At 46.8% G+C, this 16,234-nt stretch carries 17 protein-coding genes; 3 read left to right on the forward strand and 14 right to left on the reverse strand.

Going from position 1 to position 16,234, the window contains the following annotated elements; genetic code table 11:
* Window positions 1-31 precede the first annotated feature (31 nt).
* Genes opuCD through opuCA form a run of 4 tightly spaced genes read right to left on the reverse strand, consistent with a single transcriptional unit; the run spans window position 32 to window position 3,467 of the window.
* Window positions 32-706: a glycine betaine/carnitine/choline/choline sulfate ABC transporter permease OpuCD gene (opuCD, locus tag BAMF_RS36980; protein WP_013353641.1), complete on the reverse strand. Its 675-nt coding sequence runs from the start codon at window positions 704-706 to the stop codon at window positions 32-34.
* Between the two features lie 17 nt (window positions 707-723).
* Window positions 724-1,617: an osmoprotectant ABC transporter substrate-binding lipoprotein OpuCC gene (gene opuCC, locus BAMF_RS36985; RefSeq protein ID WP_088030699.1), complete on the reverse strand. Its 894-nt coding sequence runs from the start codon at window positions 1,615-1,617 to the stop codon at window positions 724-726.
* A gap of 37 nt (window positions 1,618-1,654) precedes the next feature.
* Window positions 1,655-2,308, reverse strand: coding sequence for an ABC transporter permease (locus BAMF_RS36990; RefSeq protein ID WP_013353643.1), 654 nt, complete (start codon window positions 2,306-2,308; stop codon window positions 1,655-1,657).
* A 19-nt stretch (window positions 2,309-2,327) separates the two neighbouring features.
* The gene (gene opuCA, locus BAMF_RS36995; protein WP_013353644.1) at window positions 2,328-3,467 is read right to left on the reverse strand and encodes an osmoprotectant ABC transporter ATP-binding protein OpuCA; all 1,140 of its coding nucleotides are present in this window, start codon (window positions 3,465-3,467) and stop codon (window positions 2,328-2,330) included.
* A 260-nt stretch (window positions 3,468-3,727) separates the two neighbouring features.
* On the opposite strand from opuCA, the gene BAMF_RS37000 reads away from it, so the two are divergent.
* On the forward strand, window positions 3,728-4,285 hold the full coding sequence (locus BAMF_RS37000) for a GbsR/MarR family transcriptional regulator (RefSeq protein ID WP_013353645.1): 558 nt from the start codon (window positions 3,728-3,730) through the stop codon (window positions 4,283-4,285).
* Between the two features lie 21 nt (window positions 4,286-4,306).
* On the opposite strand, the gene BAMF_RS37005 is transcribed toward BAMF_RS37000, so the two are convergent.
* Window positions 4,307-4,939: an NAAT family transporter gene (locus tag BAMF_RS37005; protein ID WP_014471043.1), complete on the reverse strand. Its 633-nt coding sequence runs from the start codon at window positions 4,937-4,939 to the stop codon at window positions 4,307-4,309.
* Between the two features lie 415 nt (window positions 4,940-5,354).
* Here BAMF_RS37005 and BAMF_RS37010 point away from each other — a divergent pair, with 415 nt between their 5' ends.
* Entirely contained in the window at window positions 5,355-6,065 is a 711-nt protein-coding gene (locus BAMF_RS37010; RefSeq protein WP_013353647.1) for a hypothetical protein, read from the forward strand.
* A gap of 40 nt (window positions 6,066-6,105) precedes the next feature.
* On the opposite strand, the gene BAMF_RS37015 is transcribed toward BAMF_RS37010, so the two are convergent.
* Window positions 6,106-7,887: a zinc ribbon domain-containing protein gene (locus tag BAMF_RS37015; RefSeq protein WP_013353648.1), complete on the reverse strand. Its 1,782-nt coding sequence runs from the start codon at window positions 7,885-7,887 to the stop codon at window positions 6,106-6,108.
* A 132-nt stretch (window positions 7,888-8,019) separates the two neighbouring features.
* Here BAMF_RS37015 and BAMF_RS37020 point away from each other — a divergent pair, with 132 nt between their 5' ends.
* Window positions 8,020-8,481: a GNAT family N-acetyltransferase gene (locus tag BAMF_RS37020; RefSeq protein WP_013353649.1), complete on the forward strand. Its 462-nt coding sequence runs from the start codon at window positions 8,020-8,022 to the stop codon at window positions 8,479-8,481.
* 44 nt (window positions 8,482-8,525) lie between these two features.
* Here BAMF_RS37020 and BAMF_RS37025 read toward each other — a convergent pair whose 3' ends face one another.
* Genes BAMF_RS37025 through BAMF_RS37060 form a run of 8 tightly spaced genes read right to left on the reverse strand, consistent with a single transcriptional unit; the run spans window position 8,526 to window position 16,203 of the window.
* A complete protein-coding gene (locus tag BAMF_RS37025; protein WP_014471047.1) occupies window positions 8,526-9,758 on the reverse strand; it encodes an MFS transporter in 1,233 nt (410 codons plus the stop codon).
* Window positions 9,736-10,653 carry a TIM barrel protein gene (locus BAMF_RS37030; RefSeq protein WP_013353651.1) on the reverse strand — a complete coding sequence of 306 codons (918 nt, stop codon included), beginning with the start codon at window positions 10,651-10,653 and terminating at the stop codon, window positions 9,736-9,738. The genes BAMF_RS37025 and BAMF_RS37030 overlap by 23 nt, the downstream gene beginning before the upstream one ends.
* 7 nt (window positions 10,654-10,660) lie before the next feature.
* Window positions 10,661-11,338: a PIG-L deacetylase family protein gene (locus BAMF_RS37035; protein ID WP_014471049.1), complete on the reverse strand. Its 678-nt coding sequence runs from the start codon at window positions 11,336-11,338 to the stop codon at window positions 10,661-10,663.
* Window positions 11,301-12,059 (reverse strand): WbqC family protein, encoded by a 759-nt coding sequence (locus BAMF_RS37040; RefSeq protein WP_013353653.1) that lies wholly within the window; start codon window positions 12,057-12,059, stop codon window positions 11,301-11,303. The genes BAMF_RS37035 and BAMF_RS37040 overlap by 38 nt, the downstream gene beginning before the upstream one ends.
* Window positions 12,032-12,913 carry a GNAT family N-acetyltransferase gene (locus BAMF_RS37045; RefSeq protein ID WP_013353654.1) on the reverse strand — a complete coding sequence of 294 codons (882 nt, stop codon included), beginning with the start codon at window positions 12,911-12,913 and terminating at the stop codon, window positions 12,032-12,034. The genes BAMF_RS37040 and BAMF_RS37045 overlap by 28 nt, the downstream gene beginning before the upstream one ends.
* A gap of 11 nt (window positions 12,914-12,924) precedes the next feature.
* The gene (locus BAMF_RS37050; protein WP_013353655.1) at window positions 12,925-14,181 is read right to left on the reverse strand and encodes an aminotransferase class V-fold PLP-dependent enzyme; all 1,257 of its coding nucleotides are present in this window, start codon (window positions 14,179-14,181) and stop codon (window positions 12,925-12,927) included.
* Complete coding sequence (locus tag BAMF_RS37055) at window positions 14,147-15,076, reverse strand: NAD-dependent epimerase/dehydratase family protein (protein WP_013353656.1); 930 nt, start codon at window positions 15,074-15,076, stop codon at window positions 14,147-14,149. The genes BAMF_RS37050 and BAMF_RS37055 overlap by 35 nt, the downstream gene beginning before the upstream one ends.
* Window positions 15,073-16,203 (reverse strand): DegT/DnrJ/EryC1/StrS family aminotransferase, encoded by a 1,131-nt coding sequence (locus BAMF_RS37060; protein ID WP_013353657.1) that lies wholly within the window; start codon window positions 16,201-16,203, stop codon window positions 15,073-15,075. Before BAMF_RS37060 ends, BAMF_RS37055 begins: the two co-directional genes overlap by 4 nt.
* Window positions 16,204-16,234 lie beyond the last annotated feature (31 nt).

Raw genomic sequence — 16,234 nt, forward strand, 5'->3', positions numbered from 1 at the left:
AAAACGCCCTGACCCGCAAGGCGTTTTTTTCTTATGCCGCATTCGGCGCTTTGGTTCGTTTTTTCTTCTTCACCGGGCTAAGCGACCGCTCCAGCCACGCCATCACAAGATCTGCGATAACGGCCATCAGCGCCGTCGGAATGGCGCCGGCTAAAATAATCGCGGTGCCGTTCGTGGCGTTTGATCCCCTGACAATGATGTCACCGAGTCCGCCCGCGCCGACAAACGTTCCGATTGCCGTAATGCCGATCGCGATCACAAGCGCCGTCCGCAGCCCCGCCATAATGACGGAAAGCGCAAGGGGAAGCTCCACCATGCGGAGCACTTGAAATTTGGTCATGCCCATCGCTTTTCCCGATTCAAGATAAGCGTGTTCAATGCTGGCGATTCCCGTGTACGTATTCCGGATGATCGGAAGAAGCGAATATAAAAACAGCGACAAAATCACCGTATTGGCACCTAGCCCCATGACGAGCATCAGCACCGCAAGCATCGCAAGCGCCGGCACGGTCTGAATCACGTTTGTCACCGCGAATACCCAGCCGCTTAATTTTCTGTATCTGGCAATGAAGATGCCAAGCGGAATCCCAACGATCGCCGCAAATAAAACGCCGTATACCGACATGAGAAAATGGCGGTAAAACTCCTGAAGCACATAGGCGCCGTTTTGAGAATAATAAGTGCCGAGCTGCTGCAGCACTTCCATTTGCCCCACCTCATTTCTTATTCAAAATAATGATGTTTCTCCAAAAATTCTTTAGCCACGACGGACGGTTCTTTCAGCTTGCCGTCCACCTCGTAATTCAATTCCTGCATCGTTTCCGTATCGATTTTGCCGATCAGTTTATTCACAATGCCCTTCAGTTCCGGATGCTGTTTCAGCACGCTGTCGGGAATGACCGGCGAACAGTCATACGGCGGGAAAAATTGCTTGTCGTCTTTTAAAATTTTCAGATCGTACGCTTTAATCCGTCCGTCCGTTGAATAGGCGAGGACGGCGTCCATTTTTCCGTTTTTCACGGCATCGTATACAAGTCCGATCTGCATCGGATAGGTTGTGCCGAATTCGAAGCCGTACGTGTCGGTAAAGCCCTTATAGCCGTCGCCCTTCCGTTTCAGCCACGCATTGTCTACGCCGAGCTTAAATTGATCCGCATACTTTTTAATGTCAGACACTTTGTCTAAATGGTCTTTTTCCGCAAGCTCTTTCGAGACGGTAAAAGCGTATGTGTTTTCAAATCCGTAAGAATCAAACCATTTGTAATGGAAGCGTTTCTCAAATTCTTTCTGAACGATGGATAACGCTTTTTTCGGGTCTTTTTCCGCTTCCATGCCGAGGGTGCTTGTCAAATCTGTTCCTGAGTAGCGCGTCGCAGCGATATCGATTTCACCGCCGAGCATCGCCTGCTGCTGGACATAGTTCGATCCGAGGTTTTTAATTAATGCCGTATTTAAGTCTGTATTATGCTCAATCATCTGTGCAAGCATATTGGCGATAATTTCGGATTCCGTTATGCTTTGCGCCCCGATTTTGATCGTATCATCGGAGGCTCCGCTAAGCCCCGGCAGAGAACAGCCGCCTAAAAGCAGAGCAGCCGAAAGCGCCAGCGCGCACATCCATCTCGTTTGTTTTCTTTTCAAAACAGCCAACTCCTTATGATACTTCCTTCAATCCTTTCAGCCCTTTCGGCGTCACCTTCCGTTCCGTCACCGCAAGCAGATAATCAATGATAATGGCTAAAATGGTGACAGGCACGGCGCCGCCTATAATATATTCAGGCTGATAGAGGTTCAGGCCGATAAAAATATAGTCTCCGAGTCCGCCGCCTCCGATAAAAGAAGCAAGCGTCGCCCAGCCGATCAGATAAATGGTGGATGTGCGGATGCCCGCCATGATCACCGGAATGGCAAGAGGCAGTTCCACAAGCCTGATCTGCTCCCAGACGGTCATCCCAATGCCCTTTCCCGATTCTAATAGATTTTTGTTTACGCCTTGAATGCCGGTGTATGTGTTTCGGAGAATCGGCAGCACCGAATAGAAAAACAGCGCGACGATCGCCGGCATCTTTCCCACCCCTAACAGCGGGATAAAAAACGCCAGTATCGCAAGACTCGGCAAGGTCTGCACAATGTTGACGGCGCCGATGACGGCGCCTGCGCCCTTTTTCATCCTCGTCAGCGCCACTCCGAGCGGTACGGCGACGAGAATGCCTAATATGACGGCGATGATCGAAATGTATAAATGCTCCCACGTTTTATATAACAGTTCTCCGCCGTTCGTCTGCAAAAACTTGATCATTTCATTCATTGTAAGAGTTCCTCCCCTGTCAGCCTGTCACCAGCTGGTCTTCCTCGCCCCAGATTGAATCGTAAACGATGTCGACAAGGCTCGCTCTCGTGACAATCCCGACTAAATGCCTTTGTTCATCAACAACGGGTACATATTTCATTCCCCGCTTTAAAATTTTGCGTACGGTATCGCGAAGCAGTGTACCCTGCTCGACCGTATACAGATCAGAGCGGAGCACGTCGCCGACGAGGCTCGCTTTTTTCCGGTTCTGATCGATGATTTCGACATCAACATATCCTTGCAGCACATTCAGGTCATCAACGACAAGCAGGGAATCGACACGGTGTTCCCGCATCACCTGTATCGCGTGCGAAAGCGTTTTGTCCGCCGTAACGGTGACAGGCTTTTTGTTCATCATCTGCTCGACGCGTTCAATGTCCGGTCTTGATTGCAATAACCGTTCTTTGCCGATAAATTCTTCGACAAACTCATTAGCCGGATTTCTGAGAATGTCATCAGGCGTGCCGGCCTGAACGATCTCTCCCGCTTTTAAAATGACAATCCGGTCAGCCAGCTTAATCGCTTCATCCATATCGTGGGTCACAAACACAATCGTTTTATTCAACGTTCTTTGCAGTTTTTTGAATTCTTCCTGAAGCGAATCACGCGTAATCGGATCAAGCGCTCCGAACGGTTCATCCATGAGAATAAGAGGCGGTTCCGCCGCCAGGGCGCGCAGCACGCCGATTCTCTGCTGCTGTCCGCCGCTCAGTTCGTGAGGATAGCGGTCTAAATATTCCGGGCCCATATCGACGAGCTTCAATAGCTCACGCGCCCGTTCCTTCCGCTTTTGTTCCGGCCATTTCAGCAGTTTCGGCACGAGGGAAATGTTCTGCTGAATGGTCATATGGGGGAAAAGTCCGATCTGCTGAATGACGTAGCCGATTTTCCGTCTCAGCTCCACAGGATCTTGCTCCATGATATTTTCGCCATCGATGAAAATCTTTCCTGATGACGGCTCAATCAGTCTGTTAATCATTTTCATCGTCGTTGTTTTACCGCAGCCGCTCGGCCCGATAAAACAAATAAACTCGCCTTTTTCGATCGTTAAATCAATGCTGTTGACAGCTTTTTTACCGCCTTTATAGACTTTTGAAACATTTTCTAATCTCAGCAATCCGTGCACCTCCGAAGGGTTCCGTTATTTTTCTGAAAAGTATAATCTTTATTATAAGATGAAATTTATAAAATAAAAAGTTTACAATGTGTTGAAATTATATATAATATACGTATTATTTCATGTTATCCCGCTGACAATGCGGACGTTCTTACAATCTCTCCCGATAGCTCGCATATCCTGCCGCATTGTCTTTTTCAACAACTGTAAAAAATATGATATATTGTCTCCATGAAAAGCCAGTGAAGGGATGATCAGCTGTGGAAAAAAACGCTCTTGATATCATCAGGCATGCTGAAGAGCATCTCATTGAGAGAATCGCCGAGAATATGCATACATTCGGAATGCCGGCCACCCTCGGGCGTGTGCTCGGTATTATTTATATGAACCGCAAGCCGATGACGTTAAATGAGCTGTCAGAGGCGACCGGAATGAGCAAAACGAGAATGAGCCAGGTAGTCCGTGAGATGACCGATGCCAATCTGGCTGAAAAAGTGTTTGAAAAAGGCGTTCGGAAAGATCTTTACGACGTGGAGCGTGATTATTACCAGACGTTTATCTCCCTGTTTACGGCAAATTGGACAAAGACGGTCAGCAAAAACAAAATGCTGTATAAAAAGCTGAACCGCGAACTGACTGAGCTTCTGGAATCGGAAAACCTCAGTCCCGGCGTTGAAGAAAAAGCCCGTCAGCTGTTGGACGAACTGACGGACTGGCTCCATTATTATGACTGGCTGAGCCGTTTGATAGAATTTTTTGAGAGTGAAGAAGTGTTTCAGCATGTGCCGAAAATAGAAAAAAGCAGCCCCCGAACATAACCGGGCGCTGCTTTTTTCAGTTCAGGAAACCAATATCGGAAACATGCCTTTCAGGCCGGCGCCGATCATGCCGATCGCCACCACCGCCAAAATCAGTCCCATCAGCCGGGTAATGACGTTCATTTCGGTTTTCCCGAGCTTGTTGCTGATGAAGGATGAATAGTGAAAGAATATGAACGTCATCGCGATGACGGCCGCAATGCCGATAAGCACGCTGATGTAATGGAAGATGCCGCCATGGCCGGCCGACAGGCTCATGACCGTTGCGATCGTACCGGGACCGGCAATAATCGGAATCGACAATGGCGTCACGGAAATATCGGCTTTCTCCTTGCTTTCCCCTTTCTCTTCATGGTGAAGGGACTGGACATGGGATTGTTTCGCGTTCAAAAGATTATAAGCGATGCCGAAAATAAAAATGCCGCCCGCGATACGTAAAGCATGAATGTTAATGTCGAACAGTTTAAAGATCAGATGGCCGAAGATTAAAAAGGCCGCCAAGATGATAAACGACAGCACGGAAGCCTTGCGTGCGATCGCTGTCCGTTCTTTCTCCGGGTACCCCTCTGTCAGCGAAAGAAAGATCGGCACGTTTCCGATGGGATTGGACACTGCAAACAGGGAAATGAAGACATGAATGATAAATGAAAACATGCGTACCTCCTTATGGCTTGCCATTATTGGTTTATGTTTTGTTTTCCGCTGTTTCTTATGCATGATTCTTACCCGGAGGTCTGATTTTTGTAACCTCAGCCGGCCGATCCGGAAAAAGAAAAAAACCGCCCTGATCAGGACGGTTTTTTTCCATGTGCTATCTCCATAAATGTTTGCCGAATTTCAACAGCCGATAAAGCATTTTTAATTTTTTAAGCATCTGTTAATTTCCTCTATCACTCCGAATCAATAGTTCCATTAAAATTCTACCATAATGGGCACTTTTTCTCTATTATCAAATAACAAAGACATTGAATTGTATATCTTTAGAAATCTCCGTTACATCCGTCCTATTTTCTTTTATAATGTAAATATTGAACAAAATCCCTATATTTCATGTAAAAGGAGTTTTATAATGTATTGTCCTCAATGCGGCCATCAAACGGATGGCGGAAAGTTTTGTGAAAAGTGCGGGGCGCCCCAGCCCGGACAGGGAGGCGCAGGCCAGATGCAGGGCCAGGGCGCGCAGGCCGGGGCCGCCGCTAAGCAGGCTTCAAAGCAATTTGCCTTATTCGTGCTTGATGTTTTAAAGAAACCGTATCAGACATGTAAAACGACAGGCGGCGAACAGCTTGTCAGCAGCATCATCAACATGGTGCTTTTCTGCCTGGTGCCGCCGATTATGCTGTATATTCTTTTATCAGACGGCTTTCGTGACGTCAGTTTTACCGCAGTTGTGATCAAACCGGCGCTTACCTTTGCATTATGCGTTTTCTGCTTATATCTTTTGATTTTTATCGCTTTAAAAGCAGGCGGCGCGCAGGTGTCGTTTAAAGATTCGCTGTCCAGATTCGGAGCATTTTTGATTCCGTTTACAGCTATTTTGCTTCTCGCACTCATTTTTATGCTGCTGCACACAACCGTTTGCTTTACCATTCTGGTCGTCGGTCTTTTAGGAGCGGCGTTTGCCGTGCCCCCGCTCATGCTGGCGAGCTATCAGCATCAGCTTACGGCTAAGGCGGATATCACTTATTTTGTTATCGTCATCTATTTGATCATTTGCGTAACCTTTCAATTCACGATCAAGCATTATATAAAAGAACTCATGAATTATTTTTTCTTTTAAAAACGGAAATCCCCGCTGCCTGAGTGGCGCGGGGATTTTTTTATTGAATGGATGTTAAATAAATTCTTCCGTCTTTCACAACGCCGCCATACGTCCAATTGTATGTTCTGAGCTTTGGACTGCCGCCGGTTTTCGTAATATAAAACTCCTCGTACGTATGAATCGTCAGATGGGAACCGTTCTGCGAAAAGCTTTTTACATTTACTTCATTAAATACTTCTGTCGTTCCCTCGCTGTGCAGTTTTTTGACGAGTTTCTGCTGATCAGCATACAAAGGGCTTCCCTCTTCTAAATTACCCGCCATGATGGCAAAATTGTTAAGGCTGACAGCGCTTGATTGGTTTGTCAGGTAATCAACCATAAACGATGTGACTTGTTCATTTGTGAGGCTGCCTGAAGCTGTGTTTCCTTTGGATGATGCCCATGCGGATGTGTAGGTCTTCGGCTGGTCGTTTTTTATTTTTTTCACATTTGTCCCAGAAGAATCTGAGGCTGGATCAGCTTTTTCAAAAACCCATTTTTTATGTTTTGTATCATATGAGAGTACATAATGAAAGCTCGGTTCCGCCTCTTCCATATCAGGTTTCGTATTCCCGTCGAAATACGCCGACTGATGGAGCTCTTTACCTGTAACGGTTACTTGCCAGCGGCCGTTCTCTTGAGAAATCGCAAATGAATCAAGATCAAAGCTTGTCTCTTTATACTGATCTTTCAAAAAAGTGCCGGAACTCTTCATGCCTGAAACCACTTCTTTCGTCTGCTCTTTCCACGCTGAACCGGCCTCGGTCATCTGATCAGTATTTCCGTCTGCCATGGCTTTCGTATACTGCTTCGTTGTTTTGACAATCGTGTCCATGATTGTTTTTTGTGTATCTTGATCCGGGATAAGCGTTAATTCCATATCAGTACTGTTGATCGGAACATCGGCGGTTTTCGTTTGCCCCCAAGGAAAATCAGCCTCCACGGCTGCTGTCATGGAACCGTCAGTTAAGAGCGGGCCGTATGTAACCGATGTAAAAGGATCTTTATGAACGGATTTGCCATTTATCAGCAGATCGCCTTTTGCGTTTTTGAAGCTGTCTGCCGGAGTAAACGTCACATCCTCGGCGTCCAGCGGCAGGTTAAACTCAACATTCCGGCTGCCGGCTGCCTCCGCCTCTTGCTTTTTGACAACATCAACTGTATCATTTTTCAGCTTGGCTTCCGCCGTATAGACACCCGGTGCGTAGGGGCCGAATGTTTGGGTGTCATCGGCTTTTTTGACCGTGCCTGTTTTCTCGCTGTTGATATAAAGATCGGCGCCTTTATAATTGCTTGTGATGCGGAAATAAACCGGGTCTACTTTCAGCTCGTAATGGTCAAACAAGAGAAGGGTTTTTCCCTCCTTTTTGACGTATACGGCATCTTTTTCCGACGAATCGCCGCGAAGCGATGCCAGCAGTTCATCGTGTTTCTTTGCGTATGCAAGGAGCGGTTTGACATTGGTCTCATTCAGCTTCAGTTTTTTGTCTGAAGGGGTGAGAAGGGCTGCGAGCTTTTTCGTGTCTCCGTCATGAACCGCCTGTTCGAATTGATCCGTGAGCCTTTTTTCAGATGTCAGCCAGGCTCCGGTTTTATATGCGGCAATCAATAAGATCAGCGCTGCAGCGATGCCTCCCCATAGGAAGAGCGTTTTTTTAGGAATGGGCTTTCTCGGCTGTGATGCAGGTTCAGCCGCTTTTTCAGCCGTCTGTCGGCTTCCTTTCCCGATCGGCTTTCCGCATTCTTTACAGAAACGCGCCTCTTCATTGTTCTGCTGGCCGCAATACTTACAAAAAAACATGACTTTCCTCCTATTCAATCTGCAAAACTTGTATAACTTTTCCTATGTTTCATATTTTATAATAAAGTAGAATGATTTTGGAGTTATTTTGAAAAAATAGCTGTCGATCACAATGAAGGAGGAGAAACAGACATGCAAAAATTGAGCATCCGAAAAGCCGGAGAGCCGGATGAAGCACTGTATGAATTACTGCTGCTGGCCGATCCGTCGCGGGAGATTGTCGATGATTATCTTGCAAGAGGCGAGTGCTATACGGCTTGGGCATCAGACGAGCTTGCAGGGGTTTATGTCTTATTGCAAACAAGGCCTAAAACGATAGAAATCGTAAACATCGCAGTAAAAGAATCGCTGCAGAACAGGGGATTCGGAAAGCTTCTGGTGCGGGATGCCATTGAAAAAGCAAGACAATCGGGAGCTGACACGATTGAAATCGGCACTGGAAATTCGAGTATTCATCAGCTGTCACTCTATCAAAAATGCGGATTCCGCATTCAGGCTGTCGACCATGATTTTTTTATCAGACATTATGATGAAGACATTTTTGAAAACGGCATTCAATGCCGGGATATGATAAGGCTTTATATGGACTTATGATAAAAAGGGGCGCCGGCTGATATCGGCGCCCCTTCGTATAAAGTTCAGACAGATTGATCCGCTTGTTTCTCTGTATTTCTTTGACTCCCTTGCCTGACTGATAAAATAGCAAAAACGACTATAAGGGTCAGTCCGACCGCTGCGTAAACATAGTCCGCATTCATCAACAGCAGAAGCCCTGTGTAGACAGCGGCCGACAGCGGTTCTCCCATTTTTACAATTGAAAAAATCAGTGCAAAGACTCTTCCGAAATATGCGGCCGGAACCGTCTTTTGGAAATACAGCACCGTTTGCACATCAATATACGAGATGATGATGCCAAGCACCAGGAAGATGATGCACTCAAACCCATGAAGGGGGAAAAACAGGAGCATAATGAGCAGCCCCGCTGCCGTTAACGTCCGCGGGTACAGCCGGTTCAAGCGTTTTGTATTCCATTTGAAAAATACGGCCAGATTGCCCAAAAGCATTCCCGCCTGAAACATTGAATACATGACGGCAAACCATACAGAATAGTTCTGCTGAAAACGCTCCACAGCAAGAATCGGCCCCATTACTGAAATGAAACCGGCAATGACGAGGTTCACGACGAAAAAGTATCCGACCGATGTCAGCCATGCCGTATTTCCTTTCAGCATTCTGTATCCGGCTTTTAGATCTTCAGCGCCGCTGCTTTTTTCACCGGGCTGTTCTGAAATACGAATGAATGTGATCAATACCGCGGAGATAAAAAAAGCAGTTCCGTTTATGGCAAACAGAAGTCCGAACGGAACAGCCGCAATCATGATACCGCTGATCAATTTTCCGACAATCAGTCCGATCAAGTCACTCGTATTGATCAGAGATGTCGCCTGATCAAGATGCTGTTTGCGGACGAGCAGCGGAATGATGGCGACTTTCGCCGGAGCAAACAGCATCGATTGCAGTGATAAACAAAATGCGCACACCCCGGCAATCCACACGGTTAATAAATCGTTCGCGCTGAGCACCGCCAAGAGGATCATAATGACGGCACGGCCCGTGTTGCACAAATACAAGATCGACTTTTTTCGGAATAAATCAATCAGCGGTCCGGCCAGCACTCCGAATGTCAACGGCACGAGTTCGATAAAAGAGATAACACCGACAAGAATTTTGCTGCCGGTCAATTCTAATACTAACAGCGGCAGGGCAATGAGCCAGACACCGTCCGCCGCTGAAGAAAACACCTGGGCACACCAAAGCTTTGCATAGTTCGGTGTTCGATACGTCATATCAGGCCCTTTTTTGATCCTCATCAGAAACACCGCCGAACCATTCCAGCGTTCTCCATGATTCACGTCTTTTTGTATAATCCTTTTCCATTACCTCAAATACAATGCCGGTATCTTGATCCCGATAAAGCTCCTGCAAAGTATCGGCAGCCCGTCTGAGCAGCTCTTCAGCGATTGTCCCTTCACGCGGATGGCGGCCCTCCAAGCAGCGGACATCACCATGCGGGAACGCCAGCTGGCGAAATGAGCTGAAGTGATAATGCTTAATGCTCTCTTTTATCGAAAGAAACTGAAAGAAATCCGGGTATCTCAGCTGGTCATTTCTGAACATAAGCGCTGAAGACAAGTGAGTCTGATAGGTAATCGCCCAGTGGCACAGATCCCACGTAATACCGACATGCTTCAGATCCAGCTGAACCAGTTCTGTAAAATCTTCAGGATAAATGAAAATCGGATCAAAATCCTCTCCCAGATTCCCGATGATCGGAAGGTTTTCCACACCGATCCAAATGTCCGTTCCTTTCAGCTGCTCATCAAACTCTGCGAAAAATTCAACAATTTTTTTGCGGTTGCCCTCCAGGTCATAGACTTGAAATTCTTCAACCGTCATAAATTGATTCGCATGGACGGTTATGCCTTTGGCGCCGTATTTAACAGCAAGCTCCGCAAAGTGATAAAGCTGTTTTTTAATTTGCTCTTCATGCACATAATCGGCGTGATCTGTCGGGAAATGCAGCGTCAATAATGAAGGATCAAGCTGTTTTGCATATTCCAGCGTCTGATTGAATGTTTTGCTGTAATCCGCTTCCTCAAAGGAATGGCCGTCAAAAATATTCGCTTCCAGACCGTATCCCGCTTCCACCCATTTTTCATCGATTTGCTTCGGATCAAGTCCGAAAAACGGAATTTGAGCAATCATAGGACAGTCACCATGTCCCTCTCACAAGCATAAATGCTTCCGCAGCGGAAAAACCCGATTTTGCTCCCCACACATGGGCATTATGTTCTATCGCCTGCAAAGAACGGGGATGAGGGAAGTCTCTGAGCTCCGAGCCGTAACACGCCATCGATTTCAATTTCGTTTCAAGCTCGTCTTCAATATTAACGAAGAAATTGGCATGAAACTGATCCTTCTGACAATAATTCCATTCTGTCGAAGACAATGTTTCATAGGCGAAAACCCGTTTTACCGTATGGCCGGGAAGCGGGCGGGTTGCCGTCATGACCGCTCTGAATACGACGGAGTGGTCAATATTAATATCACCCCCGTACTGGGTATACACAATGTCAGGCTGAAAACGGCTGATTTGTTTCTCCGCTTCCTTCACGACATCCAGCAAATCCATTGAATCCATTCTGTTATCAGGAAGGTTCAGCCTGACAAAATCATGGATGCCCAGAGTGCTGAGCGCCTGTTCCGTTTCTTGATGGGAATGCTCCATAACGGACTCTTCCGGCTTTTCATAATCGGTTTTTCTTGATGATTTGCCTTCCGCCATAATGACCGCCGACACGCTGTCACCCTGGCGGACATGTTTGGCGAGCGTGCCGCCGACGCCGATAATTTCATCGTCGGGATGCGCTGCAAATACCATTACTTTCATCATATTGCCCTCCTTTGACTAACATTTCAGCTGTATCCGCACCGCAGTTCATCAGCATATCAAGCACGGAGAGGTGAGGGATATGCTCCCCGAATAATTGAGGATAGCCAAAATGTCTGATCTGCTGATACTCAATGACAATACCGTTTCTTTCAAAATCGCTTTCTATTAAATAGTCGGAACCCTGACTGCCTGAATAATAACGATCCGCCCCAAGCTCCTGACAAAGCGCTAAAACAAAATCGCTTTTTTTCTCCTTCCGGCATTCAAGCTCTGAAACATAACACATCGGCGTTTCAATACGGAGCTCTTTTCGGAAAAATTCAATAATGTGCATATTCAGATCATGGAGATATTCCCACTCCCGCTGATAGACATCCTGAAAAAAATGCTGGTAGCGCTCAAAATAGGGGGCTTTCGCATAATTCATTTTAATTGCCATCCAATGTTTTTTCTGCCAATCCTGTGTCTGATCGATTTTCATGTTCCGAAGCTCTATGTCTTTATACTGTTTCATCTGTAAAGGCACCGTCAGCCATCTGGGGCCTTGCGGCGTTTTGATTCTGTTGCGGTTGAGAAATCCTTTTTTTTCAAATTGAGCTGTGTCATGAATGGCAAACAGATCCGACTTATACATTTTTTCAAAAAAACCGTACCATGGCAGATAACTGGATTGATGGCCGCTTATTGTTTTCATTCCGTTTTCGCAAAAAGTCGGCATTGTTTTTCTTCAGCTCCCCAATATCGTTTCGGTCTCGCGATTTCTTTACTGTGTGAATAGCCAAAATCAGCCCATTGAAGCTTGCGGCAAATGGCGAATTGCAGGGCGTCGCGCATCAATAAGTAAGAGGCCTGCGCTTTTTTTCCCGCCGGGCTGTTTACATTCTGCCAATAATAGAAATGGGAGCGGTCATAGAGAAAAATACTGCTGCTGATCAGTGTTTCCTCCTGATATGCCCCTATCCAAAACATCCGGTCTGAAAATAGGTCAAGCAGCTTTTGGAAAAAGCCTTCACTCAGGACATAAGCCGCGCCGATTGCCGCCGTATGTTCTTTGTAGAGTTCATAAAACGCTCCAAGTTCTTTTCGCCCGATCAGACGGGTGACCGTGTTCTCTTTTTCAGCGTACCTGACTGCCGTCCGGGCTTTTCCGGAAATGCCCGTCCAAAGTTCGTCAAACGTGTCCGGAAGCGTAAGGATCTGTGTCGCCTTCTCCGTCCACGCTTCTCCGCTTTCTTCTGTAAAAGAAGTCTGACCGTACGGAAGCAGCATCCGGGATATGTTCCGGCCGAATATGGCCTTGATTTCACTTTGAAGCCATGCAAATGAGATGGGGCGGTCTGAAATAACGCCGCCGTATCCGATCATATTGCCGGATAATACGCCCTTCTGTTCAAAAAGCGGAAGATAGATGACTTGTCCACCGTCCGTTGTCAGTCTGACAGGGTGAAATGACGTGCCGGGAAGCTCTTCCATGAGAATTCCCCAATCATAGCTTTGAAACAATCCCGCCTGATACATGTCAGCGGCTCGATCCCATGCCTCGCGGGTCGTGCATACTGCTGTTTTTTGCATAGTTATCACCACTATTCAGTCTTATTCTTTTGTTCACAATATGATAAAACGGATTCGGCTATATATCTGATTTGCTCTTGGCGCAGAGGCGGTTTAAACGGCAGAGAAAGAACTCTTTTCCAAAGCGGATCTTCCTCTCCATCTCCCGCATATGTTTCATAAATCGGAATACGTTCGAGAGGAAGATAGTTCCAGCATGTTTGGATGCCTCTTTCAGCTAAATAAACGGAACACCCATACCGCTCTTCATCCCGGGGAAATACGATCGTTAAATAATTCAGATGTTCTCCTTCTTGAGGCTGGATCATTCTTATGCCGTATGTCTCTTCCGCCTTTGCAAAGATTTCTCCTGCCGCCTCCACGTTTTGGAGTGAAGCTGTTACGAGCTGATCCATACGTGAAAGCTGATCGTCAATTATGGCTTCCCTTGCCGGATGCATGCGCAGCACCGGTACAACAGCCGGTTTATCCGGCAGTGCTTCGAGCTTTGTGGCTTTCATGGAAGGCATCACGCCCGCTTTTCTATAAAGATATGAAATGGGATGATGCCGTTTCCGTTTCATAACAGCTTGTATTCTTTGATTTCTGATATAGAAGCGATAGTCAGCCGTCACTTGGCTGCGCCGTTCCATCGGGGGATTTGCGTTTTGCTGCAGCAATTCTTTCGGCGCAATTAACGCGCCGCCTCCGATACTCGCAAGCGGCTTTGACGGACCAAAGCTTAAAACGCCGAAATCACCCAGACCGCCGGCAAATGTATCCGATTGTTTTGTAAACATGGCTTGAGCGGCATCATCAATGACAACAATTCCGTTTTCCTTCGCCCAGTCAATGATTGCGGTATTTTCTCTCCGGCCGTATACATGCGTGAGGATAATCGCACAAGTCTGTCGCGTCGCTTTTTTTTTGACATCCTCGAACGATAAGGAAAGATGCTCATCCAGCTGCGCAAAAACAGGCGCCGCACCGGATTGCAGCACGGCATCAATGACATTCGGGCAGCTGAAGGATGAGAAAATCACTTCTTTTCCCCGCCCAGCTCCCGAATAAGTTAATGCGAGCACCAGTGCCGCACTCCCGCTGGAGGTCAGCACAACCCCTTTTCCGTAACGTTTTTCCAGTTTTTCAGTCAGTCCGCTTTGTTCAGCCCAAAGCAAGTGTTTCACTGCGCGCAGACGGCTCCTGACTGAAAACTGGCCCGGATAAATTGGATATTTGACCTCTTCCGGGTTTTTAGGAAAGTGAAAGTTTGTGCTTTTGTCTTTCATCTTTAATGATCTCCAGGCCTTCATTCAGACTTACTTTCGGAGAATATCCAAGCAAACGTTTCGCCTTCTCGATTGACGGCGCCCGTTTAAAAATCTCGATGTCTTTTCCTCTTACGCCGTCTTCACCGAGCTTCTTAAACAGATAGTTATCCTTCTCTCTGCCTGAGAGCACATTGACTTTCTCAGCCAGTTCTTTTATCGTGATCGGCTGGTCGTTCCCGATATTGAAGTCTTCAAAGACGGCTCCTTCATGAACGAGCGCGAGATAAGTTCCGTTGACGATATCACTGATATAGCTGAAGCAGCGTATTTGTCCGCCGTCTCCGTAAAGAGGCAGCTCTGAGCCATTCTCGGCCAGACTGAAAAACTTGTTTATGACAAAATCCTCGCGCTGTTTCGGTCCGTATACATTAAAGTACCGGACGACCCGAATATGAAGTTTATCGGAAGCTTGTTCTCTTAAATATTCCTCTGATTGCAGTTTGGCTTTTCCGTAAGCCGATTTCGGAAGCTTTCTGCTTGTCTCGGTATAAGGAAAATCAGGTGAATCTCCGAACACTTCTGAGCTCGATGAGAAAAGAAGTGTGCTGATTCCCAATTCACCGCATACCTCGGCGACGTTTTTCGTTCCTTCAAAATTGACCCGTATGACGTCTTCTTCATTGCTTCGGCAGCTGTCCACTCCGACCATTGCCGCCAAATGGACAACCGCATCCGCTCCCCTCAGTGATTCGCGCAGCGACGTCCGGTCAAGAATATCCGTGTGGCGGTATTCAGTGTCAAAAGCCGGCTTCTTTTGGTCTGCAATAATGGTGTGATACCCTTTAGTCTGTAATAACGCCGCCAGTTCGCTTCCGATAAAACCGGCCCCTCCGATAATCGCAATATTCTTCATGATCCAACCTCCTGGCTGATAGTCAAAACTTCTTTTATAGACTTAACAATATAGCTGCAATCCTCATCTGATAACTGGCTGTAAAGAGGCAGTGATACGATCTCCCGGAAAACACGTTCAGTTACCGGAAGCTCAGCAGGAAAATGTTTTTTATAGTAAGGATGCATATGCACGGGAATAAAGTGCACGCTCAGCCCGATTTGTTTTTCTTTCATTTTCTCAATAAACAGATCTCTGTCCATGCCGCCGTTTTCTCGAATCCGTAAAATAAATAAATGCCATGAGTGCGTTATGCCGTTTGGAATGTCAGAAAGCGGAAGCGCTGCTTTGTCAGCTTGGCCTGACAGTTCACGGACATAAAATTGAGCGATCTGTTCCCGTTTTTCTTGAATTTCATTTGCGCGTTTCAATTGAACCAGACCGAGTGCGGCCTGAATATCCGTCATATTATATTTAAAACCCGGCAGTAAAACGTCGTATCTCCAGCTGCCTTTTTCACCGTACCGGTTCCAGGCATTTTTTGTGATGCCGTGCCAGCCGTACAGCCTCGCTCTTTCTGCGGCCTGTTCGTCTTTCATGACGAGGGCTCCGCCTTCCCCCGTCGTAATATTTTTGGTAGCGTAAAAGCTGAAGCACACCGCATCGCCGTGGGTGCCGATCATACTTCCGTTATATTTTGTACCGAGCGCATGAGCGGCGTCTTCAATCAGGTATAATCCGTGTTCTTTACAAATGGACTGCAAGTTTTCCAGATCAGCCGGATAGCCGGCAAAATGAACCGCAATTACCGCTTTTGTGCGCGGCGTTATTTTCTTCCTGACATCTTCAGGATCTGCACACAGACTTTTCTCGCATATATCCGCAAACACAGGAACGGCTCCGGCGTGCAGGATGACATTGACACTGGAACAGAACGTGAAGCTCGGCACGATGACTTCATCGCCTTCTCCCACACCGAGCGCCAATAAAGCCATGTGTAATGCAGCGGTTCCTGAATTACAGCTGATGACGTGTTCGGCTCCTATACATTCTCCCAGCTTTTTTTCAAAATCTATTACCTTCGGGCCTTTCGAAATCCATCCCGATTGAATTGTTTCGGTGACGCTTGCGATTTCTTCGCTTGTCATATCAGGTCTGTGAAAAGAGATAAATCGATTA

It is taken from the genome of Bacillus amyloliquefaciens DSM 7 = ATCC 23350, assembly GCF_000196735.1.
In the GTDB taxonomy this organism is placed as follows: Bacteria; Bacillota; Bacilli; order Bacillales; family Bacillaceae; genus Bacillus; species Bacillus amyloliquefaciens.

Coding starts and splice junctions, on each gene's coding strand:
- opuCD (WP_013353641.1), bottom strand. CDS start 706: ATGGAAGTGCTGCAGCAGCTCGGCACTTATTATTCTCAAAACGGCGCC.
- opuCC (WP_088030699.1), bottom strand. CDS start 1,617: ATGTGCGCGCTGGCGCTTTCGGCTGCTCTGCTTTTAGGCGGCTGTTCT.
- BAMF_RS36990 (WP_013353643.1), bottom strand. CDS start 2,308: ATGAATGAAATGATCAAGTTTTTGCAGACGAACGGCGGAGAACTGTTA.
- BAMF_RS37005 (WP_014471043.1), bottom strand. CDS start 4,939: ATGTTTTCATTTATCATTCATGTCTTCATTTCCCTGTTTGCAGTGTCC.
- BAMF_RS37010 (WP_013353647.1), top strand. CDS start 5,355: ATGTATTGTCCTCAATGCGGCCATCAAACGGATGGCGGAAAGTTTTGT.
- BAMF_RS37015 (WP_013353648.1), bottom strand. CDS start 7,887: ATGTTTTTTTGTAAGTATTGCGGCCAGCAGAACAATGAAGAGGCGCGT.
- BAMF_RS37020 (WP_013353649.1), top strand. CDS start 8,020: ATGCAAAAATTGAGCATCCGAAAAGCCGGAGAGCCGGATGAAGCACTG.
- BAMF_RS37025 (WP_014471047.1), bottom strand. CDS start 9,758: ATGAGGATCAAAAAAGGGCCTGATATGACGTATCGAACACCGAACTAT.
- BAMF_RS37030 (WP_013353651.1), bottom strand. CDS start 10,653: ATGATTGCTCAAATTCCGTTTTTCGGACTTGATCCGAAGCAAATCGAT.
- BAMF_RS37035 (WP_014471049.1), bottom strand. CDS start 11,338: ATGAAAGTAATGGTATTTGCAGCGCATCCCGACGATGAAATTATCGGC.
- BAMF_RS37040 (WP_013353653.1), bottom strand. CDS start 12,059: ATGCCGACTTTTTGCGAAAACGGAATGAAAACAATAAGCGGCCATCAA.
- BAMF_RS37045 (WP_013353654.1), bottom strand. CDS start 12,913: ATGCAAAAAACAGCAGTATGCACGACCCGCGAGGCATGGGATCGAGCC.
- BAMF_RS37050 (WP_013353655.1), bottom strand. CDS start 14,181: ATGAAAGACAAAAGCACAAACTTTCACTTTCCTAAAAACCCGGAAGAG.
- BAMF_RS37055 (WP_013353656.1), bottom strand. CDS start 15,076: ATGAAGAATATTGCGATTATCGGAGGGGCCGGTTTTATCGGAAGCGAA.
- BAMF_RS37060 (WP_013353657.1), bottom strand. CDS start 16,203: ATGACAAGCGAAGAAATCGCAAGCGTCACCGAAACAATTCAATCGGGA.